25 protein-coding genes are annotated in these 26,851 nt (G+C 59.7%); 20 read left to right on the forward strand and 5 right to left on the reverse strand.

Going from position 1 to position 26,851, the window contains the following annotated elements; genetic code table 11:
- Positions 1-3: 3 nt before the first annotated feature.
- The 11 genes from ACFSR7_RS02535 to ACFSR7_RS02585 all read left to right on the forward strand — a co-directional run bounded on the left by ACFSR7_RS02535 (position 4) and on the right by ACFSR7_RS02585 (position 12,509).
- Entirely contained in the window at positions 4-987 is a 984-nt protein-coding gene (locus ACFSR7_RS02535; RefSeq protein ID WP_378158837.1) for a FecCD family ABC transporter permease, read from the forward strand.
- Positions 977-1,798 (forward strand): ABC transporter ATP-binding protein, encoded by an 822-nt coding sequence (locus ACFSR7_RS02540; protein ID WP_378158838.1) that lies wholly within the window; start codon positions 977-979, stop codon positions 1,796-1,798. The genes ACFSR7_RS02535 and ACFSR7_RS02540 overlap by 11 nt, the downstream gene beginning before the upstream one ends.
- The gene (isdC, locus tag ACFSR7_RS02545; protein WP_378158840.1) at positions 1,795-2,919 is read left to right on the forward strand and encodes a heme uptake protein IsdC; all 1,125 of its coding nucleotides are present in this window, start codon (positions 1,795-1,797) and stop codon (positions 2,917-2,919) included. Before ACFSR7_RS02540 ends, isdC begins: the two co-directional genes overlap by 4 nt.
- Positions 2,920-2,939: 20 nt before the next feature.
- Positions 2,940-3,938, forward strand: a complete 999-nt coding sequence (locus tag ACFSR7_RS02550) for an ABC transporter substrate-binding protein (RefSeq protein ID WP_378159066.1) — start codon at positions 2,940-2,942, stop codon at positions 3,936-3,938.
- Positions 3,935-4,933, forward strand: a complete 999-nt coding sequence (locus ACFSR7_RS02555) for a FecCD family ABC transporter permease (protein ID WP_378158841.1) — start codon at positions 3,935-3,937, stop codon at positions 4,931-4,933. Before ACFSR7_RS02550 ends, ACFSR7_RS02555 begins: the two co-directional genes overlap by 4 nt.
- Positions 4,930-6,039 carry an ATP-binding cassette domain-containing protein gene (locus ACFSR7_RS02560; RefSeq protein WP_378158842.1) on the forward strand — a complete coding sequence of 370 codons (1,110 nt, stop codon included), beginning with the start codon at positions 4,930-4,932 and terminating at the stop codon, positions 6,037-6,039. The genes ACFSR7_RS02555 and ACFSR7_RS02560 overlap by 4 nt, the downstream gene beginning before the upstream one ends.
- Before the next feature lie 117 nt (positions 6,040-6,156).
- Positions 6,157-6,492 carry a heme oxygenase gene (gene isdG, locus ACFSR7_RS02565; protein WP_378158843.1) on the forward strand — a complete coding sequence of 112 codons (336 nt, stop codon included), beginning with the start codon at positions 6,157-6,159 and terminating at the stop codon, positions 6,490-6,492.
- 195 nt (positions 6,493-6,687) lie between these two features.
- Entirely contained in the window at positions 6,688-8,283 is a 1,596-nt protein-coding gene (locus ACFSR7_RS02570; RefSeq protein WP_378158845.1) for an ABC transporter substrate-binding protein, read from the forward strand.
- 698 nt (positions 8,284-8,981) lie between these two features.
- Positions 8,982-9,884, forward strand: a complete 903-nt coding sequence (locus ACFSR7_RS02575) for an ABC transporter permease (RefSeq protein WP_378159067.1) — start codon at positions 8,982-8,984, stop codon at positions 9,882-9,884.
- 12 nt (positions 9,885-9,896) lie between these two features.
- Complete coding sequence (locus ACFSR7_RS02580; protein WP_378158846.1) at positions 9,897-10,790, forward strand: carbohydrate ABC transporter permease; 894 nt, start codon at positions 9,897-9,899, stop codon at positions 10,788-10,790.
- A gap of 96 nt (positions 10,791-10,886) precedes the next feature.
- Complete coding sequence (locus ACFSR7_RS02585) at positions 10,887-12,509, forward strand: extracellular solute-binding protein (protein ID WP_378158847.1); 1,623 nt, start codon at positions 10,887-10,889, stop codon at positions 12,507-12,509.
- A gap of 151 nt (positions 12,510-12,660) precedes the next feature.
- On the opposite strand, the gene ACFSR7_RS02590 is transcribed toward ACFSR7_RS02585, so the two are convergent.
- Positions 12,661-14,901, reverse strand: coding sequence for an AraC family transcriptional regulator (locus tag ACFSR7_RS02590; protein ID WP_378158848.1), 2,241 nt, complete (start codon positions 14,899-14,901; stop codon positions 12,661-12,663).
- 272 nt (positions 14,902-15,173) lie between these two features.
- Here ACFSR7_RS02590 and ACFSR7_RS02595 point away from each other — a divergent pair, with 272 nt between their 5' ends.
- The 5 genes from ACFSR7_RS02595 (at position 15,174) to ACFSR7_RS02615 (ending at position 17,592) form a co-directional block, all read left to right on the forward strand.
- Entirely contained in the window at positions 15,174-15,830 is a 657-nt protein-coding gene (locus ACFSR7_RS02595) for a TetR/AcrR family transcriptional regulator (RefSeq protein ID WP_378158849.1), read from the forward strand.
- A gap of 24 nt (positions 15,831-15,854) precedes the next feature.
- Positions 15,855-16,223, forward strand: coding sequence for a DUF4180 domain-containing protein (locus ACFSR7_RS02600; protein WP_378158850.1), 369 nt, complete (start codon positions 15,855-15,857; stop codon positions 16,221-16,223).
- 183 nt (positions 16,224-16,406) lie between these two features.
- Positions 16,407-16,628 carry a spore germination protein gene (locus tag ACFSR7_RS02605; protein WP_277528376.1) on the forward strand — a complete coding sequence of 74 codons (222 nt, stop codon included), beginning with the start codon at positions 16,407-16,409 and terminating at the stop codon, positions 16,626-16,628.
- A 90-nt stretch (positions 16,629-16,718) separates the two neighbouring features.
- Entirely contained in the window at positions 16,719-17,144 is a 426-nt protein-coding gene (locus ACFSR7_RS02610; protein WP_378158851.1) for a VOC family protein, read from the forward strand.
- A gap of 52 nt (positions 17,145-17,196) precedes the next feature.
- Positions 17,197-17,592 carry an RrF2 family transcriptional regulator gene (locus tag ACFSR7_RS02615; RefSeq protein WP_378158852.1) on the forward strand — a complete coding sequence of 132 codons (396 nt, stop codon included), beginning with the start codon at positions 17,197-17,199 and terminating at the stop codon, positions 17,590-17,592.
- Between the two features lie 29 nt (positions 17,593-17,621).
- Here the strand turns inward: ACFSR7_RS02615 and ACFSR7_RS02620 are convergent, their stop codons facing one another.
- Complete coding sequence (locus ACFSR7_RS02620) at positions 17,622-17,759, reverse strand: hypothetical protein (RefSeq protein WP_378121645.1); 138 nt, start codon at positions 17,757-17,759, stop codon at positions 17,622-17,624.
- A gap of 150 nt (positions 17,760-17,909) precedes the next feature.
- Between ACFSR7_RS02620 and ACFSR7_RS02625 the strand changes: the two genes are divergently transcribed.
- Together ACFSR7_RS02625 and ACFSR7_RS02630 are read left to right on the forward strand one after the other, a co-directional pair.
- Positions 17,910-18,941 (forward strand): ATP-binding cassette domain-containing protein, encoded by a 1,032-nt coding sequence (locus ACFSR7_RS02625; protein WP_378158854.1) that lies wholly within the window; start codon positions 17,910-17,912, stop codon positions 18,939-18,941.
- Positions 18,938-19,750, forward strand: coding sequence for an ABC transporter permease (locus ACFSR7_RS02630; RefSeq protein ID WP_378158856.1), 813 nt, complete (start codon positions 18,938-18,940; stop codon positions 19,748-19,750). The genes ACFSR7_RS02625 and ACFSR7_RS02630 overlap by 4 nt, the downstream gene beginning before the upstream one ends.
- A 191-nt stretch (positions 19,751-19,941) precedes the next feature.
- Here the strand turns inward: ACFSR7_RS02630 and ACFSR7_RS02635 are convergent, their stop codons facing one another.
- The gene (locus tag ACFSR7_RS02635; protein WP_378158857.1) at positions 19,942-20,829 is read right to left on the reverse strand and encodes a fructose bisphosphate aldolase; all 888 of its coding nucleotides are present in this window, start codon (positions 20,827-20,829) and stop codon (positions 19,942-19,944) included.
- Positions 20,830-21,111: 282 nt separating this feature from the next.
- On the opposite strand from ACFSR7_RS02635, the gene ACFSR7_RS02640 reads away from it, so the two are divergent.
- On the forward strand, positions 21,112-22,092 hold the full coding sequence (locus ACFSR7_RS02640; RefSeq protein ID WP_378158858.1) for a cache domain-containing protein: 981 nt from the start codon (positions 21,112-21,114) through the stop codon (positions 22,090-22,092).
- Here the strand turns inward: ACFSR7_RS02640 and ACFSR7_RS02645 are convergent.
- Positions 22,080-23,867: a cache domain-containing sensor histidine kinase gene (locus ACFSR7_RS02645; RefSeq protein WP_378158859.1), complete on the reverse strand. Its 1,788-nt coding sequence runs from the start codon at positions 23,865-23,867 to the stop codon at positions 22,080-22,082. The genes ACFSR7_RS02640 and ACFSR7_RS02645 overlap by 13 nt on opposite strands.
- On the reverse strand, positions 23,848-25,104 hold the full coding sequence (locus ACFSR7_RS02650; RefSeq protein WP_378158860.1) for a response regulator transcription factor: 1,257 nt from the start codon (positions 25,102-25,104) through the stop codon (positions 23,848-23,850). Before ACFSR7_RS02650 ends, ACFSR7_RS02645 begins: the two co-directional genes overlap by 20 nt.
- A gap of 193 nt (positions 25,105-25,297) precedes the next feature.
- Between ACFSR7_RS02650 and ACFSR7_RS02655 the strand changes: the two genes are divergently transcribed.
- Positions 25,298-26,326 (forward strand): serine hydrolase domain-containing protein, encoded by a 1,029-nt coding sequence (locus tag ACFSR7_RS02655; protein ID WP_378158861.1) that lies wholly within the window; start codon positions 25,298-25,300, stop codon positions 26,324-26,326.
- Positions 26,327-26,851: the final 525 nt, after the last annotated feature.

Here is a 26,851-nt window from a genome sequence, read left to right on the forward strand (position 1 = left end):
ATCATGTCGAAAAAGACGCTTTATTTTGCCATCGTTACCGTCCTGCTGATCGCCGTCGTCGCGGCTTCCATGATGCTGGGCAGCATCAAGGTCGGATTTATCGAGCTTGTGCAGGGTCTCGCGCGCGGGGATAACGAGAATGTCAATGTCATTCGCGATTTGCGCTTGCCGCGTATATTCGTATCGATCTTTACGGGAGCGGCGCTTGCGGTATCGGGCGTGCTGCTGCAGGCGGTCATGCGCAATCCGCTCGCCGACGCGGGTGTGATCGGCATCTCGTCGGGCGCCGGCGTCGTGTCGCTCGCGATGGTGACGATTTTCCCGAATTTATTTTTTTGGATGCCCTTCTTTTCCTTCCTCGGCGGCGCGCTCGCCTGCGTGCTCGTCTATGCGCTGTCGTGGCGCTCTGGACTTAATCCGATGCGGCTTATCCTGGTCGGCGTTGCGATCAATGCGACATTCACCGGCCTTGGGCAATCTTTTAACTACCGGGGCAGCTACGCCGTTACGTCGGTCAACCAAGCCGTCAGTTCGATTTTCACGATGAAAACGTGGGAGGACGTCCGCATCTTGGGCGTGTACGGCTCAGTCGGGCTGGTGCTGGCGCTGCTCGTATGCGGCTGGTGCAATACGCTGGCGCTGAACGACCGGACGGCGGGCAATCTCGGCTTCCGCGTCGTGCGGGCGAGACTGATCATCTCCGCAATCGCGGTGCTGCTCGCCTCGGTGGCGACGGCCGTCGGCGGCCTCATCGTTTTCGTCGGCTTGCTCATCCCGCATATCGCGCGGCTGCTGGTCGGTTCGGATCACCGGGTGCTGATCCCGTTTTCCATGCTGTCGGGCGCCCTGCTGATTCTGGCCGCCGATACGCTCGGACGCACCGTGCTGGCGCCGATTGAGATTCCCGCTTCGATCATTATGACCGTCATCGGCGGACCCTTTTTGATTTTCATGCTGAGAAAGAGTGATCGCGCCTATGGAGCTTGACCGGATTAAATATTCGTACGACCGCAAGACGGATCAGCTAAAGGAAGTGACGGCGACGATCGACGCCGGACGAATGACCGGCATCATCGGTCCCAACGGCAGCGGCAAGTCGACGCTGCTCGGCGTGATGGCCCGCAGCATCGCGCCGCAGAGCGGCTCGGCCGTGCTCGACGGCAAAGCGCTGGCCGCTTATAAGCCGCGGGAGCTGGCGCGCAAGCTGGCGGCCGTGCATCAGCACAACGGTGCGCCCGCAGACCTCACGGTCGAGCGAATCGTCGCCTACGGCCGTCTGCCGCACCGCAAGCTGCTCGGACAGCGCGACGCGGAGGACGAGCAGGCGGTGGATTGGGCGATCGGCTGCACCGGGCTGGCCGAGAAGCGCAAGCAGCGCATCGGCGAGCTGTCCGGCGGAGAACGGCAGCGCGTATGGATCGCGATGGCGCTGGCGCAGAAGACGCAGGTGCTGCTGCTGGACGAACCGACGACATTCCTGGATATGTATTACCAGATCGAGCTGATGGAATTGATTCGCGGATTAAACGTCGACCATGGTCTGACCATCGTCGTCGTGCTGCACGACATGAATCAGGCGGTACGCTACTGCGACCGGATCATCGCGATGAAGGAAGGACGCGTCGTGCTGCAGGGACCTCCCGAGGAAGCCGTGACGGCGCAAACGATCAAGGACATCTACGGCGTGGAAGCGCTGGTTCGGCGCGACGAGGAGGCAGGCATGTACATCGTGCCGCTGCGCGCGGGCAGCGCCGCTTCCGGACAACGCCGGCAAACGATAGAGGAGGCTATAACTTGAATTCGGCAATGAAAAAGAAAGCAGCATGGACATGGATCGTCGCGCTCCTGTTGGCGCTTGGCCTGCCGTACTCGGCAGGACGAGCCGAAGCGGCGCAGACGGACGGCACTTATACGGTAGACTACCAGATTCTGCAAGCGGAAAACGATTCGGTGTCGATGGCCAACGATTATTGGGAAAAGCCGGCTACCGTCATCATCGACAACGGCAACGTTCAAATTCAAATGACGATCAATCACAGTCAGTGGGTGACGGAGTTCAAGGTGCCGGGAAGCGGCGGCGGCTACGTCAATACGCGCATTTTGAGCAAGGATACGAAGGCCGATACCAGAAAGGTCGTCTTCGCGGTGTCCGAGCTGCCGTCGTCGCCAATGCTGTCGAAGATACACGTGACGGTGCCGGACATCGACTACGACCACGACTATACGATTCGGTTCGAATTTAAGGCGAATTCGCTGAAATTGGTGAAGGCGGCGGCAGGCAAGCCTGCTGCGTCGACGCCGACCGCGACGGCGAAGCCGCAGGCAAGCGCAGCAGCGACGGCGAAGCCGCAGGCAAGCGCAGCAGCGACGGCTAAGCCGCAGGCAAGCGCAGCAGCGACGGCTAAGCCGCAGGCGGGCGCGGCAGCGACGGCGACGCCGCAGGCGAGCGCGGCAGCGACGGCGACGCCGCAAGCGAGCGCGGCAGCGACGGCAACGCCGCAGGCCAGCGCGACCGCGACGGCAACGCCGGACGCGAATGCCGCAAGCGGCGGCGAGCAGGCGTCGCCGGCAGAGCCGGCCGCAACGGCTTCGGCAGGCGCGGCGCCTGGCGGCGATGGCGCCGCGGAATCGCCGTCGGCGGAGACATCTGCCAGCGCGTCTGCGCAAGCGGCTGACGTCGAAGCGAGCGCCGATGCCGCGGCAGCCGATCCAGGCCAAGGGGACGCTTCGGCCGAAGCCGTGTCGGCACAAGCAGGAGCCAGCGCCGAGACGGCAGCGGGAGAGACCTCCGGCACGCAGCCGCTGGCTTCGGCAAAAAAAGAGAATAACGGACTGATCATTGGATTGGCGGCCGCGATCGTGGTATTAGCAGCAGGAGGCGTATGGTGGTGGAGAAGAAGTCGGCTACAGAAGCGTTAAGCATGCGTAGATCAAGCCGTCTGCGGCGGCAAATCGCCTGGGCGGCGCTCTTCCTGGCGATTCCGCTCGCGTTGGGTGGCTGCGGCGGACAGCCGCAGCAGGCAGCAACAGCGGCAGACGCCGGTCAAGGGAAGCTGGTCGTCACGGACTTTGCCGGGCGGGAGGTCGCGCTAAAAGGCGTGCCGCAGCGCATCGTGACGCTGGGCAACGGCGAGACGGACATCGTCTACGCGCTCGGGGGCCAGGTGGCGGGGCGTCCGGATTCGGACGTGCCGCTCCCTTACGAAGGCGCGGAGCAAGCGGCCCGCATCGGCACGGCGCACGAAGTCGATCTGGAGCGGATCGCGCTGCTTCATCCGGACGTGGTGCTCGGCAACGATCCGATGAACGTCAAGGATATTCCGACGCTTGAAGGCATCGGCGCGAAGATGGTGCTGACCAGCGCCAACTCCATCGACGAGATCGAGCGGCAGATTGAGCTCATCGGGCAGCTGCTCGAGCGCTCGTCGCGGGCCGACGAGCTGATCGCCGGCATCGAAGAGAAGCGGGCCGCCCTCGCCTCGAAGGCCGAGGAAGGCCGTCCGCGGGCGCTGCTCGTCTACGGCGCGCCGGGCACGTTCATGGCGGCGCTGCCCACCTCGCTCGGGGGCAATCTGCTCGAAGCGGCGGGCGGCTACAATATCGCGTCGGATTATCCGCGGCTGCAGAGCTATCCGCAATACGCGCAGCTGAATGCCGAGCGGATCGTCGACTCCGATCCCGAGGCGATCTTCATCATGACGCACGGCAACCCGGAGGAAGTGGCGGACAGCTTCGTGGCCGAGATGCGCAAAAACGCGGCCTGGAACAACGTCGCAGCCGTGCGCGACGGCCGTGTGGAGGTGCTGCCGGCCGAGCTGTTCGGCACGAATCCCGGCACGCGCGTCGTCGAAGCGCTCGAGCTGCTGCGCGGCAAGCTGGATACATACGCCGCCGAGCTGTCCGGCACCGACGCCGCAGGCAAAGGCGGTTCGTCATGAGCAAAGCGGACCGGACGCGCAGGCGGCGGATCGTCTTGCCGCTGGCGCCGCTGCTGCTGTTGGCTGGCATCGTATTCGGCCTGGCGGTCGGCTCGGTGCCGATAGCGCTGCGGGATATAATCGATATTTTGCTGGGCAGCTCCCATTCGCGGTACGAGGTCATCCTTATGGACGTCCGGCTGCCACGCGTGCTCGTGGGCGTGCTCGTCGGCGCTTGCCTGGCCGCTTCCGGCGCGCTGCTGCAGGGAATCATGCGCAACCCGCTGGCAGATCCAGGCATCATCGGCGTCTCCGCCGGCGGCGGCCTGGCGGCGGTCGTGACGCTCGTGTTGCTGCCGCAGCTCAGCTATTTGCTGCCGCCCGCCGCGTTCGCCGGTTCGCTGGTTGCGGCGCTGCTCATTTATACGCTGTCTTGGGACAACGGCGCTTCGCCGGTCAAGATCGTGCTGGCGGGCGTCGCGGTGAGCGCACTGCTCGGTGCGGTCATGAACGGCATCATGGTCGTGCACAGCGACCGGATCCAGGCGGTCATCCCATGGCTGGCCGGCGGGCTGAACGGACGCAGCTGGCATCATCTGTCCTTCATGCTGCCCTATGCGCTCGCCGGGCTCGCGCTGACCGTGCCGGCGATCAAGCCTGCCAACGTGCTCATGCTGGGCGATAAGACGGCCAGGCTTCTCGGCCAGCGGGTGGAGCTGCAGCGGCTGCTGCTGCTCGCGCTCGCGGCGCTGCTAGCGGGCACGGCCGTCAGCGTGGCGGGGCTCGTCGGCTTCGTCGGTCTCGTCGTGCCGCATGCGGTCCGCCTGCTCATCGGCGACGACTACCGCTATCTGATGCCGGTATCGATCGCCGGCGGCGGCGCGCTGGTCGTCATCGCGGACACGATCGCCCGTACCTGGTTCGATCCGGCGGAGATGCCGGTCGGCATCCTGCTCGCCTGCATCGGCGCGCCGTTTTTTCTTTATTTGCTGCGAAAAAGGAGCGGTGTGCGATGAAAGCCATCGAGACGAAGGCGCTGCGCTTCGAAGCGGGGCCGTATTGTCAGCTCGAAGTGGATGCGGGCGTACTTGAAGGCAAAGTAACGGCGATCGTCGGTCCGAACGGCTCGGGCAAGTCGACGCTGCTGCACCTGATCGCCGGCCTCCTGAAGCCGGCCGGCGGTACGGTCGTCGTCCGCGGCCGGCCGGCTGCCGAGTATACGCGGCTCGAGCTCGCGACCGAGCTTGCGATGCTGCCGCAATCGCGCGAGGCGTTGCCGGAGCTGACCGTGCGCGAGCTGGTCGCCTTCGGCCGGACGCCGCGGCTCGGCCGCTTCAGGCAGCGGCTCGGCGAAGAAGACGAGCGGGAGATCGACTGGGCGCTCCGGCAGATGAGCATGCGGAGCTACGAGGACCGTATGGTCCACACGCTGTCCGGCGGCGAACGCCAGAAGGCGCTGATCGCGATGGCGCTCGCGCAGAAGACGGGCATCCTGCTGCTCGACGAGCCGACGACCTATTTGGACATCGCCCATCAGCTTGAGCTGATGCGGGTGCTGAAGAGGCTGAACCGGGAGGCGGGGCTGACGATCGTGATGGTGCTGCACGACCTGCAGCAGGCGGCGGCCTTCTGCGATGAGCTGATCGCGCTCAAGTCGGGCAGCATTGCGGCCCGCGGCGTGCCGCGCCGCGTTATCACGTCAGCCTTCCTCCGCGACGTCTACGAGATCGAGGCCGAGGTGCGCTTCGACGAGCCTTACCCGCTGATTATCCCGCTGCCCGAGCCGCCCGCCGAAGAGGAAGCGGTCATGGTGGCGACGGATACATACCGGGTGGCAAGCGGCGAAGGCGAGCGGTTGGTCGCGTACTGGAGCGTCCGCGAAGACTTGCCTGCCATGCCCGGCTTCCTCGGCATGGAATTGCTGCAGTCGGAGAAGAAGTCGGTAGGCGACGAGATCTCGGTCATCACGCGTTGGCGAACTGCCGGAGATGCCGACGCTTGGCGCGAGGCGGCAGCCGATTATGCGGCGGACGCCGCTTATCCCGCTGAGATCGCGATCCGGTCGCACTCGTCCTCTCTCCGGCTGGTCAAAGTTCGCCGCATGCCCTTTCAGCGGAGATAATCCGGGACATGCGCCCGCGTTTGTAATTTGTTGTTCATGCGCCATTCACACTTGGAACTTACATTTATAGCAGGAAAAGCATTTCATCGAGCTAAACTTTCAAAGGAGGAAAAAATAATGGTTATCGTAACGAACGTCTCTCATATCACGAAGGGCAACGGCGACAAGCTGATCGAGCGCTTCAACAAAGTCGGCAAGGTGGAGGGAATGGACGGCTTCCTCGGACTCGAGGTTATGCTGACCGAAAATACGAAGGAATACGACGAAGTGACCGTGAGCACCCGCTGGGAAAACAAAGAGTCCTTCCAGGCCTGGACAAAGAGCGAAGCCTTCCGGGAATCGCACAGCCACCGCGAAAAGCCGGCATACATCATCTCCAACAAGATCAATTTTTACGAGGTCAAGGTCGTCAGGCATCCGCTGCCGGAAGCCGCTCAGGCGTCCGCCTCCTAAAGCAGGCATCCATAACCTGATCAGGCAAGTCCAAGCGAAGCCCGGCCCCGTGCCGGGTTTTTTATATCCTTGCAAGCAGCTAAGCTGCCAATCCGCGTCAAGCATCGAAGCGCAGACAAATTGTTTCGGCGGGCAGGGAAACCGCTTACCGTTTCCAGGCGTCCGAGGTAAACTAGACGGGGGAGGTGGAGCGGGATGATCGAGCTTACGAGAAGAAGAGGGACCGGAATCCTCTTCGCAGGGAAAGCGCTAGCGCTGCTTCTCGCAGCCTGCCAGGATGGGCGTTCGCAGTCCGCAACGTTGCCTTCGAATGACAATGCGGCATCTCGTGTGCAAGCGTCTCGTTCGCCTGCTTACGGCGGCGATCCGAAATATGCCGAGCACGTCAATCTTCAATTTTATATGCTGGGCATCGCGCCGCCGGACATGCCTCAGATCCAAAATGCCGTCAACGAGATGGCCGAAGCGGAGCTGAACGCATCGGTCACCTTCAATTTTATCGCATGGACGGACTACGATCTCAAATACAAGCAGCTGCTGTCGTCGGGTCAGTCCGTCGATTTGCTGTTCACGGCGGACTGGGTGCAGTATCAGACGTACGCCAAGCGGGGCGCATTTGTGCCGCTCGACGATCTGCTGCCTGCGGCATCGCCGGAGCTGGCGCGTTTCGTCCCCGAGGAGATGTGGGATGCGGTCCGGATCGACGGAAGGATTTATACCGTGCCGTCGACCTTCAAGGAATACGTGACCGGGGGCTTCGTATGGCGGGAGGATCTGCGCGAGAAATACGGACTGCCGAAGCCGGTCGATATCGCCACCTTCGAAGCGTATCTGGCGGGAATCAAGCGGCATGAGCCCAATATCCAGCCGGTGGCGATCGGCGCCGAGGTGCAGAACGCGCTGGCTTTTTCGCAGCTGGACGTGACTCGACATTCGATCGGCGCGATGCCGTACGGCATGCTGGCCACCTATGCGAATTCGGCGGATATCCGGTCGTACTGGGGATCTCCGGAGCAGCTGGCGGATCTCAAGCTGTTCAAGCGGTGGTCGGATCACGGTTACTTTTCCGATAATGAACTGAATACGTCCGAGTTCAATCAAAACCGAATCATCGACGGCTCCGCCGCTGCGATGTTCGGCGACAATCCGATGCGCTACTATGAAATGCAGAGCAATATGCAGGCCGCTCATCCGGACTGGCGGCTGGGCTACTATCCTTTTCCGATGGCCAAGGGCTATTCGACGCCGGTCCATCCGACGCACAACGGCTTCGCGATCCCCAAAAGCGCGAAGCATCCGGAGCGTGCGCTTGCGTTCTACGAAAAGCTGGTTACCGACGAGCGTTATAACCGTCTGACCGAATACGGGATCAAAGGCGTCCATTATACGATCGAAGACGGCTACTATCGCATGATCGGCGATCCGTCTACCAACGGCTTCCCGCGCGAGGCGATGAACGGCTGGGCGTGGCGCAACCCCAAGTATATGCTGTTCACGCCGAGCTACGACGAGATTCAAGCGACGTTCCGCCAGCTTGACCGCATTCAGAAGCCTGACGTCTACACCGGATTCGTCGAAGACGATACGGACTATCAAGCCGAGAAAGCGGCACTGGATCGGGTGCAGAAGCTGTACTTGTACCCGCTGCTGGCCGGACGGGTAGACGACGTGGACGCCGGCCTGGCGACATTTATGCGAGAAGCCGGGGAGGCGGGGCTTGAGAAGGTGCAGACGGCGTACAAAAAGCAGTGGCTGGCGTATTTGACGGAGCAAGGTTTGGCAGGAAGCTGAGGGTCCCAATAGGAAGTCCAAGCATGCGATGTCTGCGATCGCATGCTTTTTTTGGATGTCGCCTGGTTGGCGGAACGAAGAAGCTGCAGATATACAGGTATTTTCTACCGACTCACGACACCTGATGAAATTCCTGCAAATGTGCAGGTAAATTCAATGAACAAGCCGGAAATTTCGCTGATGGAGGAAATTAGATGCACATTTGCATCCTTTGTGCCCAAAAGGGTCGATCTCGGCGAAATAAGATGTATATTTGCAGGCATTGCGGCGAAAGAACGACACGGGCGACGATCGGCCAGCCTATTAGAACGGCGCTCGGCCGACCATCGACGGTCGGACGAGCCATCGACGGTCGGCCGAGCCATCGGCAGGCGTTCCACGCAAATCGTAAATCCGGTTTCGGCTATCCGCCACCCTCGCCGCCACCAACCCAAAGAACCGTCAGGGCGATCTACGATCTTCCCTGGCGGTTTTTTTGCGCGAAATGCTGCATTTGTGCAGAAAAGTCACAAACGTTCACTGAACAAACCGCACGATCCTTCAGCAGTGAACCGGATTGTCACTATGGCGGCGGCCGCACGTCCCCTATAGTTGGTATCAATCCGGAAGGCATCGCCCTTCGCGGAGTTCACGAACGATACGGACGCTATAAGGCGTAAAGGGAGGGGCTGGACGCCGTGACGAAAAAATACGGCTTCATGCATGAGCTGGTCAAAAATCGAACCTTGTTTCTGATGCTGCTGCCGGTCCTCGCATACTTTCTCGTGAACAATTATGTACCGATGATCGGCATCTATTACGCGTTCGTCCGGTTCGATTTCAACACCCCGCTCTTTCGAATGGACTTCATCGGGCTTAAAAACTTCGAGTTTCTATGGAAGTCCGGCAAGCTGACGGAGCTGACGTACAACACGATCGGCTACAACCTGATTTTCATCGGGCTCGGCAATGCGCTATCCGTGACCGTGGCCATCCTCGTCAGCGAGGTGAAAAGCAAGTGGTTTAAAAAAATTACGCAGTCCGTGCTGTTCCTGCCGTACTTCGTTTCCTTCGTTATCTTGAGCGTCATCGTTTTTAACATCTTCAACTTCGAACACGGCGTGCTCAACACCGTCCTCAAGGCGCTCGGCGCGGATCCGGTCGACGTGTACAGCAAGCCGAAGGTCTGGATTCTGCTCATCGTCGTGTTCTACCTATGGAAAAGCTTCGGCTACAGCATGGTCATCTATTTGGCCGCGATTACCGGCATCGGCGAGGACTACTACGAGGCGGCCAAGATCGACGGCGCGAATACCTTCCAGCGGGCCTGGCACATTACGCTTCCGATGCTGAAAAATACGTTCGTGATTCTGCTGCTCTTCTCGCTCGGCACGATTATGAAGGGACAATTCGACTTGTTCTATCAGATGGTGGGCAATAACGGCCTGCTGTACAGCACGACAGACATCCTGGATACGTATGTGTACCGCTCGCTCAAGGTGACGTTTGACATGGGCATGGCGACGGCGGCGGGCGTTTATCAATCGCTGTTCGGCTTTACGCTGATCATGGTCGTCAACGGCATCATCCGCAAAATCAACAAGGAATACGCGCTGTTCTAGGAGGAATCTCGCATGAAAATCAAGGAAGACCGCTCGTCCGTCTGGTTCCAGCTCATCGCGCACGCCGTCGTCGTCGCCGGGAGCATTGTGTGCATCCTGCCGTTCCTCTTGATCGTGTCGGCCTCCTTTACGAGCAACGCCTCGATCATTCGCGACGGCTATAATTTGTGGCCTAAGGATTTTTCCTGGGAAGGCTACAAGGTCATCTTTCAGGTGCCGGACGAGGTGCTGCGCGCCTACGGCGTGACGTCGATGGTCACCGTCGCCGGTACGGCGATCGGCCTGCTGCTCATGACGATGGCGGGCTACGTGCTGCAGCGCAAGGACTTCAAGTACCGAAACTTTTTCTCCTTCTTTATTTACTTCACGACGCTGTTCGGCGGCGGACTCGTGCCTTATTACATGCTGGTCACCAACTATTTGAAGTTTACCGACTCGTATTACGCGCTTATCTGGCCTTCGCTCATGACGCCGTTTCTCATCATTTTGATGCGGAGCTTCATCGGCTCGGCCGTGCCGGACGAGGTCGTCGAGTCGGCGAAGATCGACGGCGCGGGCGACTTCCTGATTTACTGGCGCATCGTGATGCCGCTGGCGGTGCCGGGTCTTGCGACCATCGGGCTGTTTCTCGCGCTTCACTATTGGAACGACTGGTTCTCGTCCGCCCTTTTTATCAACGATGCCGCCAAGTACCAGCTGCAATTTTACCTGTACAACATCATCAATACGTCGTCATTCCTGACGAGCATCGGCGCAGGCGCAGGCATCGTTCTCTCGGAGGGCATCCCTTCGGAGACGATGAAGATGTCGATGGCGGTCGTCGTCACGGGACCGATCCTGCTCCTGTACCCGTTCGTGCAGCGGTACTTCGTCAAAGGGCTCACGATCGGCGCGGTCAAAGGCTAGCCGGAATGTAAAGATGTAAGCGATTAGAAGCGGTTAGAACCGGCATGCGCGCATGTCCGGCTAACATAGATCATTCATGGAACAGGGAGGATTCATATGCCAACAAACGCAAAGAAAAAAGCGGCGGTCGCGCTGTCGATGGCACTGATGGCGTCGGTATTCGCGGGCTGCAGCGGCAGCGACAAAGGGGAAGCCGGCGCTTCGTCAGCGCCTGCCAAGGCGTCCGCGTCCGCGTCGCCATCGTCTTCCGCTTCGGCTTCGTCATCCGCCTCATCCTCCGCTTCCGCGTCGCCGGCCGGCATCGACACCTCCAAGAAGGTGCATCTCCAGTTCTACATGCTCGGCAACGCGCCGAAGGACCTGCCGAAGGTCGAGGCCGAGATCAACAAAATGGCGCAGCAGGACTTGAATGCGACCGTCACGTTTAACTTCACGACCTGGACGGATTGGGACCAGAAGTACAAGCTGCTGCTGTCTACGGGGCAGGATGTCGATCTCATTTTCACGGCCGACTGGACGCAGTATCAGCAGTATGCCAAGAAGGGCGCCTTTCTGCCGCTGGACGATCTGCTGCCGACGGCGGCGCCGGGGCTGAACGACTTCGTGCCGAAGAACATGTGGGACGCGGTCAAAATCAACGGCAAAATTTACACGGTACCGGCGACCTATCAGGAGTACGTCACCAACGGCTTCGTCTGGCGCGAGGATCTTCGCAAAAAGTATAATTTGCCCACGCCGGTCGACATCCCGACCTTTGAAGCCTATATGGACGGCATCAAGAAAAACGAGCCGAGCCTGCAGCCGCTCGCGATCGGATCTGATGTTCGGGGGTCACTGAGCGACACGTACCTCGACGTCTTCCGCAAGAAGGTCGGCGCCTTGCCGTACGGCATGTTCGCCACGTACGACAAGCCGGCCGAGATCACGTCTTACTGGGGATCGCCGGAGCAGCTCGAGGATCTGAAGCGGTTCAAGAGTTGGGCGGACAAAGGCTACTTCTCCAAAAACGAGCTCAACGAGAAAGCGACCAACCAGGAGAAGCTCGTGAACGGCACGGCGGCGGCGATGCTCGGCGACAATCCGACGCGCTACAATCAGACGAACGGCAATATGAAATCGCTTCATCCGGACTGGGAGCTCGGCTACACGCCGTTCGCCGTCGCGACGGGCTATGCGACGCCGGTGCACCCAATTCACAACGGCTTCGCCATTCCGGCCAGCAGCAAAAACGCAGAGCGCGCGCTCGCTTTCTATGAGAAGATGGTGCTGGACAAACGCTACAACCTGCTGACCCAGTACGGCTTCGAGGGTACGAACTATACGGTCGACGGCGGCTACTACAAAATGGTCGGCGACGCCAACACGAACGGCTTCCCGCGCGAGGGCATGCAGGGCTGGGCGTGGCGCAATCCCGAGTTCATGCTGTTCGAACCGAGCTACGACGGCGTCAAAGCGATCTTCGACCAGCTCGACAAGGTTCAAAAGCCCGACATTTACACAGGCTTCGCCGAAGACTATACGGATTATCAGGCGGAGCGGTCGGCGCTTGAGCAGGTCGAGAAGCAGTATCTGTTCCCGCTGCTGGCCGGCCAGGTCAAAGACGTCGAAGGCGGCCTGCAGACGTTCATGGACAAGGCGAAAAAGGCGGGTCTCGACAAAATCCAGGAATCGTACAAGAAGCAATGGCTCGACTATCTGAGCGAATCGGGCATCCAGTAAGACCGGCCGAAATGGGAAGATGACAGAAGAAAACCTGCAGGGAACCGCTGGACGGCGGTCTCCTGCAGGTTTTTGCGTGATAGCGTGAGGGGCGTGCCAACTGTCGATCTACGTTCACACTTCTAGCGCTGGAGCCCGGTTCGTCCGCCGGCTATAAATCTGCCTGCACGCTCCCGCCCTGCGCCTTGCGGAATTCCACCGGCGTCACGCCCGTGAGCTTCTTGAACATACGGTGAAAGTAGGAGCTGTTCGTGAAGCCGGTCCGCTCCGCCACCTCGGCGACGGGATCGTCGGACGACATGAGGATCGCCTTCGCCCTTTCGATGCGGACATTATTGATCATGTCGACGATGGTCGTAAACGTATGCTGCCGGTAGACGCGGCTCACATGGTAAGTCGACATTTTCAGTTCCTCGGAGATCGAATTCAGGCTCAGGTTTGAATCGCCGTAACGCGTTTCGATAAGGGCGTTGATCTTGCGGATCAGATCCTCCTGCTTGTTGCTTCGCTTCTCGAATACTTTGGCGCTCAGTTGGCCGAAGAAGCGTCCCATCGCTTCCGTCAGCCCGTCGAGCGTCTCGTATTGATCGATGCCGGGAATGCTCAGATCCGCGCCGATGCCGAGCTGCAGCGAGCCGTTCCGCTCGATCTCCGCCAGCATGTTGCCGAGCGTGACGGCCACATGGTTGGCCGCGGATTGGGTCACGCTGAAGGGAGAGTCTGCAGTCTCCAGAAGGATATCCCGATACAAGACAGCCGCTTCCTCCGCTTTGCCTGCAACCAGGGCGTCCAGCATCTTTTTTTCTTTGCCGACGGAGAAGGCGTAGCGGTCGCCGGAGCCGGGCGCTGCCTGGATGACAGCGCCGCAGCCTCGGAAGAAGCGGCGGTCGGTCGCTTCCCGGGCCAGCTTGTACATGGCGTGCAGCTCGTGCGGGCTCTTGGTTGCCGGCGTCAGCGAGATCGTAAGGCCAATGCGCAGAAACTCCGCGCAAGCATCCTGGATCTCCTTAAGCATGGCGAGCAGCGCAGCCTCGTCCTGCTCTTGTCCCCCGGCATTGATCAGCATCAGAATGCCGTCGTCCTCCAGATCCACCGTATCTGCGCCGTACAGCTTCGACGAGATCTCCGCGGCGATGTTCATGATCGCGAATTTATAGGTGAGCAGATCCTTGGCGCTCTGGCTGCGAATACGGTCGAAGCCGTCGATCCGCAGGAACGCCAGCTGGTACGGCTCCGTGAAGTCGAAGGCGATGCCGGCGCTGCGCAGCTTTTCCAGCTGGAAGGCCGGATCGAAGTCCTGGATCTGAATGAGCTTGCGCAGCGTATTCTGGCGCAGCGTGTAGCTGCTGTTGCGCTTTTCGGACTCGAGGTCGGACATGCGCCTCTCAATCCGGTTGATCGGTACGTACAAATAACGGGACATGAGCCAAGAGAGCAGCAGCCCGACGGCAAGGATCGCGCCGGCCACCTGCAGCGTTTTGCCGCGAATGTCCTTCGTCTTGTGCGTGATCTCTCCGTAAGGCATGATCCGGACGTAGTGCCATTCGTACGGCGTAGGCGCCGTGTATGTAATGAGCGACTTGGCGCCCTCGAACTCGGCGACGGCGAAGCCGGATTCCGGCTTGGCTACGAAGCTTTGCAGAAGCGCAAGATCCGGCGGACCGAGCTTCACGCTCATGAGATTATCGACGGACCGTACGACATCGTGATCGTCGAGCAGGTACGTGCGTCCCGCGCTCGCGGTCTCGGCTTTGCCGAGCTCCCGGTTGATCCAGGATGCCGACAAGTTGACGATGACGGCGGAGTTGATCTCCCGGTTGAAGTTGATGGCATCGTAGCACAAATACGTATAAACGCCGAGATCCGGCGCGTTGGCCGATGCCGACTTGATCGTCCGCGGGATCGGCGTGAACGGCTTGTAATCCCTGTACCGTCCCAGAATATCGAGGATGCCCGCGTCCTGCACCTCCGACTCTCGCCATATGCCTTCCTGCCCGTTTTGCGCCGCGATGTAGTAGTAGCCGGAGGCGGGATTGTAAACGTAGATCGATTGAATGAAGGGCATCGTCGACAAATAATTGCGCAGGTCCAGCATGGCCGCTTGCGTATCGAAGGCGTCGGGCTTGCTGTAATAGAGCATCTTGGTGATCGCGCTGTTGCGATAAATCTGGAAGGCGACGGTCTGTGCGCTCTCGGTCGTGTTGGCGACGGCCTTACCCGTCTGCTGCAGGTTGGCGAGATCGTTTTCGACGGCTTCGTCCTGCATCACGCCCGTGAAAATCAAATAAAAGATGAAATTGCTCGCGATCAGGACGAGGACGATGCTCAAGGTAAGTCCCAGTAAAATTCTCACGTACAGCTTGCCGTTGCGGCGGATCCGGTTTAGGCGCATCGATGGGCTCCCTTCGGGTTTCTGGGCACTGATCGGATCGAAGGTGTTGGTATCATTATATATTCGCGATGTGAACGCATACAGTGGCTGAATTCCCCAGTTGTGAACGAAAGGGGGATTGAACGGTGAACAATACGGGCATCAGTGAACGATTTTGCTTGCGGCAGTGACGTTTCGAGCGATTTGCGCGGGGAATTGACAGCATCTGGGTTTATCGACTAAGCTTTATTTATTCCGACTGATCAGTATAAATAAAAACGGGAGGCGCATCCATGCCCAAGGTCGGAGCGGAGCCGAAGCGCCGGGCCGACGTCGTCAACGCGACGCTCGCTTGCATCAGCAGGTTCGGCATCGACGGCATGACGTTGGACAAGGTTGCGGAGCAGGCGGGTTGTTCAAAAGGCGTCGTCACCTATTATTACAAAAACAAAGACGAACTGACGATCGAAGCGTTCAAGTCGTTCATGGCCTATTATGGCGCCAAGATCGAAGCGGAACTCTCGGGCGGCATGACGGCAGGGGCGATGCTCGAGATCGCCCTCAAGCATATGCTGCCTTCTTCCGGGCAGGCTGCGGGAGCGGACATCAACGTGTCGCAGCTGGACGGGATCGAGAGGATGCGCATTCCGTACGAAGACCAGGGCCGGCTGTTCGTGCAATTTTTTGCGCGGGCGGCGGTGGACGCGAGGTTGCGCGATGTCGTATCGGGCAGCTACGAGCGGGATCTGGCGGGCATCGCGCGTATATTCGAGTTGGGCAACCGGACGGAGGAGATGGCGGCGCCGGACGCGCACAGCGCGGCGTACGGCTTGATGGCGATGGTCGTGGGCCTCAGCTTTTTCCGCGTGACGGACGTGGCGCCTGCCGGTGGCGAGGACAACCGATACATTGGCGAGGATTATGCGAAAAAATGGATGAAGCCGCGATAAGTTGATAAGAGGAGATGAAGGGGCATGTGGAAAATAACGAAGGTCGAGACGGACGGGCGCGAGCCTGTGGCCGTCGTGAGCGGGGACGTCATCGGGGACGTTCAATCCGCGCTGGATATGATGGCGACCGTGCGGTACGAGACGGGGATCGACCGCATCGCGATCGACGGGTCGATGCTCGCCGCCGGGTTTTACGACCTGAAGACGGGATTGGCCGGCGAGATCGCGCAAAAGTTCGTCAACTATCACGTGAAGCTTGCGATCGTCGGCGACTTCTCCGGGTATACGAGCAAGAGCTTGCGCGATTTCATTTATGAATGCAATCAAGGCAAGGATATCTTTTTCTTGCCGACAGAGCCGCAGGCGATCGAAAAGTTGAGCGCGACGCGCTAATGCGCATGAGCAAGATCCGACCGGTTCCGTATCCGATGGTGCAAATTCCCGAGGGAAGCGTCCGTTTGAGAGACGACCGTAAACAAAGAGCATTATACATTTGACTGTCTGAACGGTCACGGCGAACGCCCGCTTTTCATACCTTATCAAAAGCGTTAAAAACTGACCGATGAGGTAACTGCCATGCCCTCAATAATTGGAAAAGTGAAAATTCTCAACGTCAACCAAGGCTCGAACGTCCAATTCGGCGACACGGGTTTCATATCATTGACCAGCACATCCAAAAATTACGGCGGAGCGGCTTCATTTTCGCCAGGGGACGCTTTCGGCAGCGTCAGCAACAACCAGCTGAGCAAGACCAATACGGTCGATACGGATGCGGTCGACAACTCCAACGTTGTTTAACCTGCACGCGGGTAATAAGAAACGAGGCGGAAGGCACTAGTTGCGGAGTAAGAAGCCTGAAGCGACCCATCCATATCGGGAGGATGAACGATGAAGCCACGCATTACAGTGTTGACGTTAGGCGTCGAAGACCTGGAGAGATCGCTGGCCTTTTACAGGGACGGATTGGGCTTGCCTACCGAAGGCATCGTCGGAACGGAGTTCGAGCACGGCGCGGTCGCTTTTTTTGACCTGCAAGCGGGCATGAAGCTGGCGATCTGGCGCCGCCGGGACCTCGCGCACGAGGCTAAGGTCGCCCAGGCGCCGCCCAGCTCGACGGAAATGACGATCGGACATAACGTGGCGAGCAAAGAAGAGGTTGACCGGGTCATCGATCAAGCGCGACAGGCGGGGGCCGTCATTACCGATCCTGCACACGATACGTTCTGGGGCGGATATTCCGGACACTTCATGGACCCGGACGGCCACTTGTGGGAGATCGTATGGAATCCGGCTTGGGATACGGGCTTGCTTTAACGCCCCGCCGAGGCTATCATGGGCATACAAAGTTCATCATCGAGGTGTGCCAATGAAGTTTTCGCAGGCGACGGATTACGCGCTCCATGCCATGATGTTTCTGATGAGCCAGGCGCCGGACAAGCCCGTAGGGGTGCAGATGCTAGCCGACAGACTCGGCGTTTCCCAGACGTATCTGTCCAAAATGCTGAGCAAGCTGGTCAAAGCGGGGCTGATCGGCTCCGTGTCGGGAGCCAACGGCGGCTACCGGCTTAAGGCCCATTACGAACGAATATCTTTTCTGGACGTCATCCATGCGATCGAAGGGACAGCATCGATTTTTGAATGCGGCCTGAGTCACGGGGAAGATTGCATGATTCAGAAGGTCGTCATGGCAGCCGAGCAGCAGATGGAGCAATACCTGAGCGACAAAAAGATCGTCGATGTCGCCAGACAGCTTACGTTGTAACGAAAGAGGCCGAGGAGGCCTTTTTTTCGTTATTCCGCTTCCTTTTTTTCATAGGCGATCAGTGTGACCGCATGCCCGCTCGCAGTCGTCAGTTCCTGCTCCAGCCGCTTCAGTTCGTCAAGCTGCTCATCCTCGAGTGCCGCGAACGCATACCGGGAATCGTCCATCGCCATGCCTCCTCGCTTTTATGCCGCGCTCCTTATTATGGTCGAACCCGCTTGCGCTTATGAGCTTTTCAGCACCGCGAGCACGGTTCATATTCAATTCACATTCGCGCCTTAGTATCCGTATTAATCAGTTCAACAGGAGGAATGACGATGAACGCAATACACGCAAAGGATAAGGCGGCGTACGGCGGCGAATGGGCTGTCGAAGCGTCGGGGCTCGTCAAAACGTTCGGCAGCAATCGCGCAGTGGACGGCGTAAGCCTGCACGTGCGCGCAGGTTCGATCTACGGCGTGCTCGGTCCCAACGGCGCCGGCAAGACGACGACGATCCGGATGCTCGCGACGCTGCTTAAGCCCGATGGAGGCTCGGCGCGAATTTTCGGACACGACGTGACCAAGGAATCCCAGATCGTCAGGCAATTGATCGGCGTGACCGGCCAGTATGCCTCGGTCGACGAGTCGCTTAGCGCCACGGAAAATCTCATTATTTTTTCCCGGCTGCTCGGACTTGGCCGTGCAGAATCGAGGCAAAAAGCCGCGGAGCTGCTGGAGGAATTCGGCTTGACGGAGGCGGCCAAGCGACCGCTCAAAAACTTCTCGGGCGGCATGCGGCGGCGGCTGGACCTTGCAGCGAGCCTGATCGCGCAGCCGCCGCTCATCTTCCTGGATGAGCCGACGACGGGACTCGACCCGCGGACGCGCGCCCAGATGTGGGAGACGATCCGCAGGCTGGTGAAGACGGGCTCGACCGTCCTGCTCACGACGCAGTACTTGGACGAAGCGGATCAGCTGGCCGACCGGATAGCGGTTATCGACCGCGGCATCGTCGTCGCCGAAGGCACCGTCGACGAGTTGAAGGCATCGGTCGGCACTTCATCGCTTCACTTGCGCGTGCAGGATCAGCCGGCGATCGCGGAAGCAAGGCGGATCGTCGAGCGAGTGCTCCAGGTAACCTCCAGCGTGACGTCGGAGGCCGGCAAGATTACGGCGCCGATGGCGGACGCCGATCGCGTGACCGACCTGCTCGTCGCGCTGCGCGAGTCGGGGATCCGGCTCTCCGAGATCAGCGTGCAGAAGCCGACGCTTGACGAAGTGTTCTTGACGATTACCGGCCATGGCGCGCAGGAAGAGCCTGCCCCGGATGCGCCAGCATCCCGCCGCAAACAGGAGGTCACGCTATGAAAAGCACGACTGCCGTCCACCCCGGCCCCCGACTCAAAAACCGCACGAGCTTCGGCCAATCCGTCCGCCACTCGCTGACGATGGCCTATCGCGGCCTGCTTAAGATTCGCCGCACGCCCGAGCAGCTGTTCGACGTCACCTTGCAGCCGATCATCTTTACGCTCATGTTCACCTATATTTTCGGCGGGGCGATCTCGGGTGATGTCATCAGCTATTTGCCCGTCATCATTCCGGGCATTCTCGTGCAGACCGTCATCACGACCTCGATTGTTACCGGCGTACAGCTGCGCGAGGATATGGACAAAGGCGTGTTCGACCGCTTCAAGTCGCTGCCGATCGCGCGCATCGCGCCGCTCGCGGGGGCGCTGCTCGCGGATACGATTCGGTATACAATCGCCACCGTACTGACCTTCGGCATGGGCTACGTGATGGGTTATCGTCCGGAGGGCGGCCTCGGCCATGTCGCGATCGCAGCGCTGCTCGTTATCTTCTGCTCGTGGGCGATCAGCTGGATCTTCGCTTTCTTCGGCGTCATCGCCCGGACGGCATCGAGCGTTCAGGGCATCTCCATGATCGTGCTGTTTCCGCTCACCTTCCTCTCCAATGCCTTCGTGCCGACGAAGACGATGCCCCAGTGGCTGCAATGGTTCGCCGACATCAATCCGATCTCGCACCTGGTGACGGCCGTCCGCGACCTTGCGAACTCGGGCACCGTCGGCTGGGATCTCGGCATCTCGCTGATCGGTGCGGCCGTCATCGTGGCGATCTTCGCGCCGATCACGGTGCGGGCTTATATGCGCAGGACGTAGGAGAGCGTGGTCGAGAGCGACGGCGGCTGGGGCGTTGTTGCCGATGCACAATGCTCCGGGGCCGGCCAGCGACTGAATGCACGCCATCGCAAAATAAAATGGCGGTATCCGCACCTCCGCACAACAAAGACCCCGAGCGCTCTGAGGCTCGGGGTCTTGTCACAACGCAAACGCTTAGTTACTTAGCTTAGTTACTTAATAGAAGCTTCGTATATATTGCGGATCGACTCTGACAGCAACGCGTCAAAGGCTTCGTCCGATTGACCGGCGCTGAGGCCTTCGGACAGCGCGCGCGAGAAGCTTGCAATCAGGCCGTTGTTGCGTGCGAGACGCTCGTTCGCTTCGGTCTGAGCGTAGCCGCCGGACAGCGCGACGACACGCACCACATGCGGCTCCTCGATCAGCTCGGCGTAGAAGTTGTCCTCCGTCGGAATGGACAGCTTGAGCATGACCTTAACGTCCGGTCCGAGCGCGGCCAGCTGCGAGAGAATCTCGGCTTTGAGCAGCTTTTCCGACTCGGCCTTATCCGCGCTGGCGATGTCCACCTCGGGCTCGATGATCGGCACGAGGCCTGCCGCCGCGATCTGCTTGCCGATGGCGAACTGTTGCTCCACGACTTGCCGAATTCCCGCCGGATTCGCCTCTTTGATGAGGGAGCGCATCTTGGTCCCGAAGATTCGTCTCTCGACGGCACGCGCGAGCAGCGCGTCGAGTCCGTCGATCGGCTTGAGCAGCTGAACGCCGTCCGACTGCTCGGCAAGACCCTTGTCCACTTTGAGGAAGGGCACGATCCCTTTCTTTTCCCACAAGTAGTCGGCGGTCAGGAGGCCGTCGATCTCCCGGTCCATCGTATTCTCGAATAGAATGGCCCCGAGAATGTGCTGCGAATCAAACGCCGGGCTCTTGATGATGCGTGTCCGCATCTCGTGAACGACCGCATACATCTCTTCCTCGCCCGAATAGCTGTTCTCCGGTACCCCATACTGCAGCAGCGCCTTCGGCGTACTTCCGCCGCTCTGATCCAGGGCCGCGACGAAGCCCTTCCCCGTGCGAATCCGTTCCAGTTGTTCCGCGTTCATCGATGTTGCTCCTTCCCGAATTTAGCGTATTCTTAGCGATTGGCAGCATTGTCCATCTCATCATAGCATTTTATGCCTCGGTTGCATAAGCGGGGAAATTCGCAGCAGCTGCCTTTTCGCCGCCGATTGCAAACCATTTCGCAGGCTGACCGACTGGTCGAGCGAGGGCCGTTGTGCTATTATCGATGGGCAATTAAAGGGAAAGCGCTCTTACGAAATGCGCGTACAAGCGCGGTGCAAGGCGCTTACAACGAGAAATCGCATCCGGCAGGGGGGAAGCGCATGTTCAGGTCGCTGGATCGGAAAATGAAGATGATCCTGTTCACGGTCATTGTCGCTTACGTCGTCCTGTCCAGCGTGCTCGTCTTCGGCACGATCGACCGCCGGAGCGCGGACATGCAGCGGCAGCTCTCTCTCCAATATACGGGCCAGCAGCACAAGAATGCGCAGCTCTTCATGACGTGGATGGAGGAAATGGCGAGCCTCGTCACGAACAATGCAGTCGTGCGCGAAGCGCTGTCCGCAGGCGAATACGACGACACGATTCCGCCGATCCTCGACGGGATGATCTCGTCCAACCTTTATATTTTGGAAATGGCCGTTTACGGCAACGATGGCATCGCCTATGCCTCTAATAACATACCGGCCGTTCGTCCGCTCGACCAGATTGAGAAGGTTCCCGAATACGCGGCATTCCTGTCATCCGATCTGGCGTCCGAGTGGATGATTCAAGCGCCTGGCGCGCTCGCTTACGCCAATACCGATCCGCGCCGCAAGTGGATCTACGCAGCCAAGATCAAGGACGCGTCGGAGCGCACCGGGGGCTTGCTGCTGATGACTGTCGACATGAAAAAGCTGAACAGCTTTTACCACGCCGACGATCCCGACCTGTACGGCCGGAACCCGACGTATATATTAACGCACGATCAAGCGATCCTGAACGCAAGCGGATGGGAAGAGGAGCCGGACGATCCGGTGTGGGATACGCTGCGGGCGACGCCGCCCGTCCAGGAGATGACCGTGAACCGGACGAGCAAGGGCATCGTTATCCTGTACAGGCTGTACCACTCCGACGACCGCATGGCGATTCTCATTTCCGATGCGCCGGTCAAGAGCGAGCTTCGGCTGCTGCGCTATACGCTGATCGGCGTCGGGCTGTTCATTCTAGCGCTTTTCTACGTGCTTATCCGCCGATTATCCCGCAGCATCCTCGATCCGCTTAAGGCGCTGTACAAAAAAATGCGCAGGCATCACGAGCTCTGATCCGCTGCCAGACGAATCCGGATGAGAGCCATTGTGCCTTTGCCCGGCTCGCTTGTCACGGTAAGTCCGGATTCCGGGCCGTATTCGAGCTTGATGCGCTCGTCCACATTGCGAAGGCCGTAGCCGCTCCGGAACAGCGCGTTCCGGTCCGCATCCTGTACGGGAGACGTCGACCGGAAGCCGACGCCGTCGTCCTTCACTTCGAGGAAGAGCGCGGCGCCGTCCCGCCAGCCCTTTACCTCGATCAGCCCCTTTTCCAGCTTTTCGCTCATGCCGTGCTTGATCGCGTTTTCCACGAGCGGCTGCAGGATCAGCTTCAGAATGCGAAGCTTGCGCAGCGGCTCCGGGATGTCGTAGACGACGTCGTATTTGTCGGGAAATCGCATCAGCTCGACGGTGACGAAGCTCTGCACGAGGCGGATCTCGTCCTCGAGCGGGATATGCTTGTCGCCCTTGTGGAGGCTGATCCTAAAAAACGTTGCCAGCGCCGAAATCATGCGCTCGATTTCCGGCTGCTTTTTGAGCCGCGCGGTCCAGGTGATCGCATCGAGCGTATTGTACAGAAAATGCGGATTGATCTGCGATTGCAGCGCGGTAAGCTCCATGTCGCGCTGCTTTTCTTTTTCTTCGTTGTTTTCGTGAATCAGGTGATTGATGCGCTCGATCATCGAATAGTAGCTGTTTTCGAGCTCGCTGATTTCGTCGTTCGGATTTTTGCGGTCGGCCAGCAGGTCCAGGCCAGACTGGCCGAGCGCGCCGAGCTTCTTGGTCAGATTGAAGACAGGCGCCGTGATTTTGGCGGCCAAGTAGAACGACAAGCCCAGCAGTCCGACAAAAGCGAGCAAGGCGAAGTACAGCGCGTTCCGGTTGCCCTCGTTGATCGCGCCGAACAGTTCCGGCTTCGAGACGACGGACACCAGCTTCCAGTGAACGCCGAAGCGGCTCATCCGTTCGCTGAGCGGATACGTGCTCAGCACGTAGTCCTGTCCGCCGGCCGACACGTTGCGGTAGCCCGCCGTCTCGCCGGGATGGAACGCGTCGGAGGCCAGCAGCGTGTTGCCGACAATCTGCTTGTCCGGGTGCGAGACGACCTCGTTGTCGTCCGACGCAATGTACGAGTAGCCGAGACCTTCGAACGCGGACTTGTATAAGTTGAAGAGCGCCGATTCCTTGACATAGATCATGAGCAGCCCGATATTTTGCCCCGTATTGAAGTTGCGGTATTTTTGACCGAACACGACGTACGCCTGGCCTTCGGCATCATGTTTGACTTTGCCGACGACAGGAAGCACGGACTGCTTGACTTTGGCGATCAGCAGGTCGTCCGGATCCTCGAACGGCGCGTCGTCCGGGACGTACCGGTAGCGCGTGCCTTCGTCCGTGATGATGACGATATCGCCGATCAGCTCGTTTTGGGCGGCGATGCCTTCCATAAGCGTGCGAATGCGCGTTTTTTTGTCAATCTCCGTCATGTCCGGATCGCCCGCGACGCGGTAAATGTCCGGATTGACGAGAAACCGGAGGGACAGCATCTGGATGTCGTCCACGATCAGCTCGAGGCTGAGTCCGATTTCCTTCTGAATGTTGCCGATGTGATGGTACAGATTGTTTTTCAGGTACGTGTGGGCGTAAACGTTGAATACGCCGAGCACCAGCGCGAGATGCAGCGCGAGGCCGGCGACGATGACGAATACGATCCGCGCCCGGATCCTCAGCTTGCGCAGCAGGGAGGACGACGGATGGCCGCGATCCTGCTTATTGATGAGATTTGGCATATTCGCTCGGAGACAAGCCGGTCATTTTCCGGAAAATCTGGCTGAAATATTTGGAGTCGCCGAATCCGACCTGCAGTCCGACCTCGTAGACGCGGTAAGAGGAATGGCGCAGCAGCCGCTTGGCCTCGCCGATGCGGAATTCCGTCAGGCACTCGTAGAACGTCTTGTTCAGGTCCTTGCGGAACAAGTGCATGAGATGGGTGGCGCTGACGTGCACCTGCTCGGCGACCATGTCCGCCGTGATGTTCTCGGCGAAGTGAAGGCGGATATAAGCGAGCGCGTCCCGGATCTCGCGCCGCATCCCCGCGCGCTCGTCCTCCGAATCGAACAGGACGCCGCCCAGGCCCGAGATCGACTTGCGGGCGGCATCCCGCGCGCGGACGGAGGCGGGATGGATGCCGGCGTAGGGATCGGCCGCTTGTGCAAAGCCGGCGGTTACCTGCAGGCCGGCTCCGTCCTGTATGTCCCGGATCAACCGGTACCCGAAGCCGTACAGCGCGGATGCCGCGTCGGAGAGGGAATCGCCGAGCGCGGCGATCAGCGCCCATTCCGTCGTCGCGCTGCGCACAATCGCGATCGTCGGCAGCTCAAGGTCTTCCGAAGCCAGGCGGATAAGCTTTTCGGCGGCATCCCATTTTCCGCCGTCCGCGAAGTCGCCTTGCGACAGCGTGTCGGGCACGACCGCAATCGCGCCGACGAACAGCGCCTCCCCGGGCGGGATCGCGATGCCGAGCCAATCGTACTTATCCTGAATGTGTCCGGGATCGGACGTCCTGCCGAATAACAAATCGAGCCAAAATTGCGTCGCGATGGCGTTTTCCTCATCCTTAAGCTTACGGAAATGCAAGCGCTCGGCTGCCTGCTCCGCCGACCGCTTGCCGATGCGTACGACCGCGTTCGCGAGCTCTTCCGTATCGACCGGCTTCAGCAGATAGGTGTCCGCGCCGTGTCGGATCGCTTCCTGGGCGTACTGGAATTCGTCGTAGCCGCTCAGCACGATCACGCCGCAGGACAGACCGTGCTCCCGGATTTTCTCCAGAAACTCCAGTCCGTTCATGAACGGCATCCGGACGTCGGTGATGATGACGTCGGGACAATGACGCAAGGCCATATCGAGCCCTTCGAGGCCGTTGCTCGCATCGCCTACAATCTCGACGCCGTATGCCGGCCAGTCGACCGTCTCGCGGATGCCTGCACGAACCAAATATTCATCATCTACGATAAGCGCTTTCAACATGATGTCCGACCCCTCTGTTCCGCATGGTACGTTTTAAGCCCATTATAATCGATCGGATACGGTCGGCAAATGCCGGCGTCCGCTTCGGACAGCATCGTCCGCCCTTTTCGCAGGATTCTCGACTATGCGGTATTCGGGTTATCCGCTACGATGGGCAGCAGCGATGCTCATGCGAGGCAAGGGGGAAAAAACGATGATACATGCATGTCCGGAACCCATCCAAGCGTATCTGGACCGGCTGCTCGAGGAAAATATCGCAAGCGGCTACGCCCTGGCCTTCTCTTGGCAAGGCCAAGGATACGAGACTGCGGGGGGTGCAGTCCTGACCTCGTCCGACGGTCTGATCCACATTCAGCCGAACACGCCGTTTAACGTCGGCTCCGTCACCAAGATCGTGACGGCCGCGCTCGCCGTCAAGCTCGCCGAGCGCGGCCGGCTCTCGCTGGCGGACCCGGTCGCGAAGCATGTCCCGGCTTACCGGTACGATCATTCGATTCTGCAGCTTATGCTGCATACGGCCGGCTTTCTGCCGCCCGAGGGGCTGGATTGGCCGAAGCCGGAGGGGATGGCGGCGTTCCGCGAGCGAATTTACGCGCATCAGGCGGCAGAAGAAGCGGACCGGATCGCGACCTACTATACGCAGGGATACGTCGTGCTGATGGACGTGCTGGAAGCGGCGAGCGGCATGCGTCTCGCGCAGCTGGCGCGATGGGAATTGTTCGAGCCGCTCGGCATGAACGACAGCGCCTTCGATACGCAGGCTTGGACGCCTGGAACGTATACGCTGCCTTACGACGCGGATAACGGCGGACCGCTGACAGCGCTCGAGGGATTGGCGGTCACGGGAGACAGCGGGCTTTACAGCACGGCGCCGGACCTGCTGCGCTTCGGACGGATGCTGCTGGACGGCGGCCGCCATGAAGGCCGGCAAGTCTTCTCCGGTGCGGCGGCCGGGCTGCTCATGCGCGAGGTCACGAACGGCCGGTTCTATAAGACACCGGCGATGTGGATGCGGGGGCCTGCGGACGGCTACGGCTGCTTCGGAGACTTGCTGTCGCCTGCCGCGGTCGGGCATACAGCGTTCAGCGGCTGTATGCTGGTCGCGGACCCGGGCACTGGCTTCGCGGGCGCGCTCGTGACGAACAGCCAGAAGCTTCACGCGGACTGGTCGAACTACCGCAAGCTGTGGAATGTCGCGCTTGCCCATCTAACCGGCCTTTAGGCCGCATCATTGTATTCCACGACATTTAGACCGCATCATGGCTGCCGCTCTGCGGCGGTTCGGCCATCGCCGAGCCGTCATGGGGCGGCTTTTTTGCGATTAAACTTTTCTTCCTGACTTGGGCGGCGGCGAATCGCGGATATGCAAGCGCATTTTCGGTGTGCCGGGGCTTAACGGATGTTTGGCGGATCGTAAAACCTGCATCTGTACATGTATTTTCCACCAACGCGTGACTCGGGAGGAAAAACCTGCAAATATGCAGGCAATTTCAAGGCATGAGCCGTAAATCGGGCAAAGCGAGGAAAATACCTGCGTATTTGCATCAATCCTGTCCAAAAGGGGCGACTTCGGCTAAAAAAGATGTATATTTGCAGGCTTTGCAGGCTTTGCAGGCTTTGCTGGCTTTACGTCATTGCGGCATTGCGGCGAATGAACGACGAGGGCGACGATCGGCCAAACTTGGGCACCTCGCGCAGTTCCCCGCGAGAGATACGGCGGCGCGTGTCGGCTGTCAACCCCATTTGG

This window comes from Cohnella sp. GCM10020058, from assembly GCF_042683485.1.
Lineage (GTDB): Bacteria > Bacillota > Bacilli > Paenibacillales > Paenibacillaceae > Cohnella.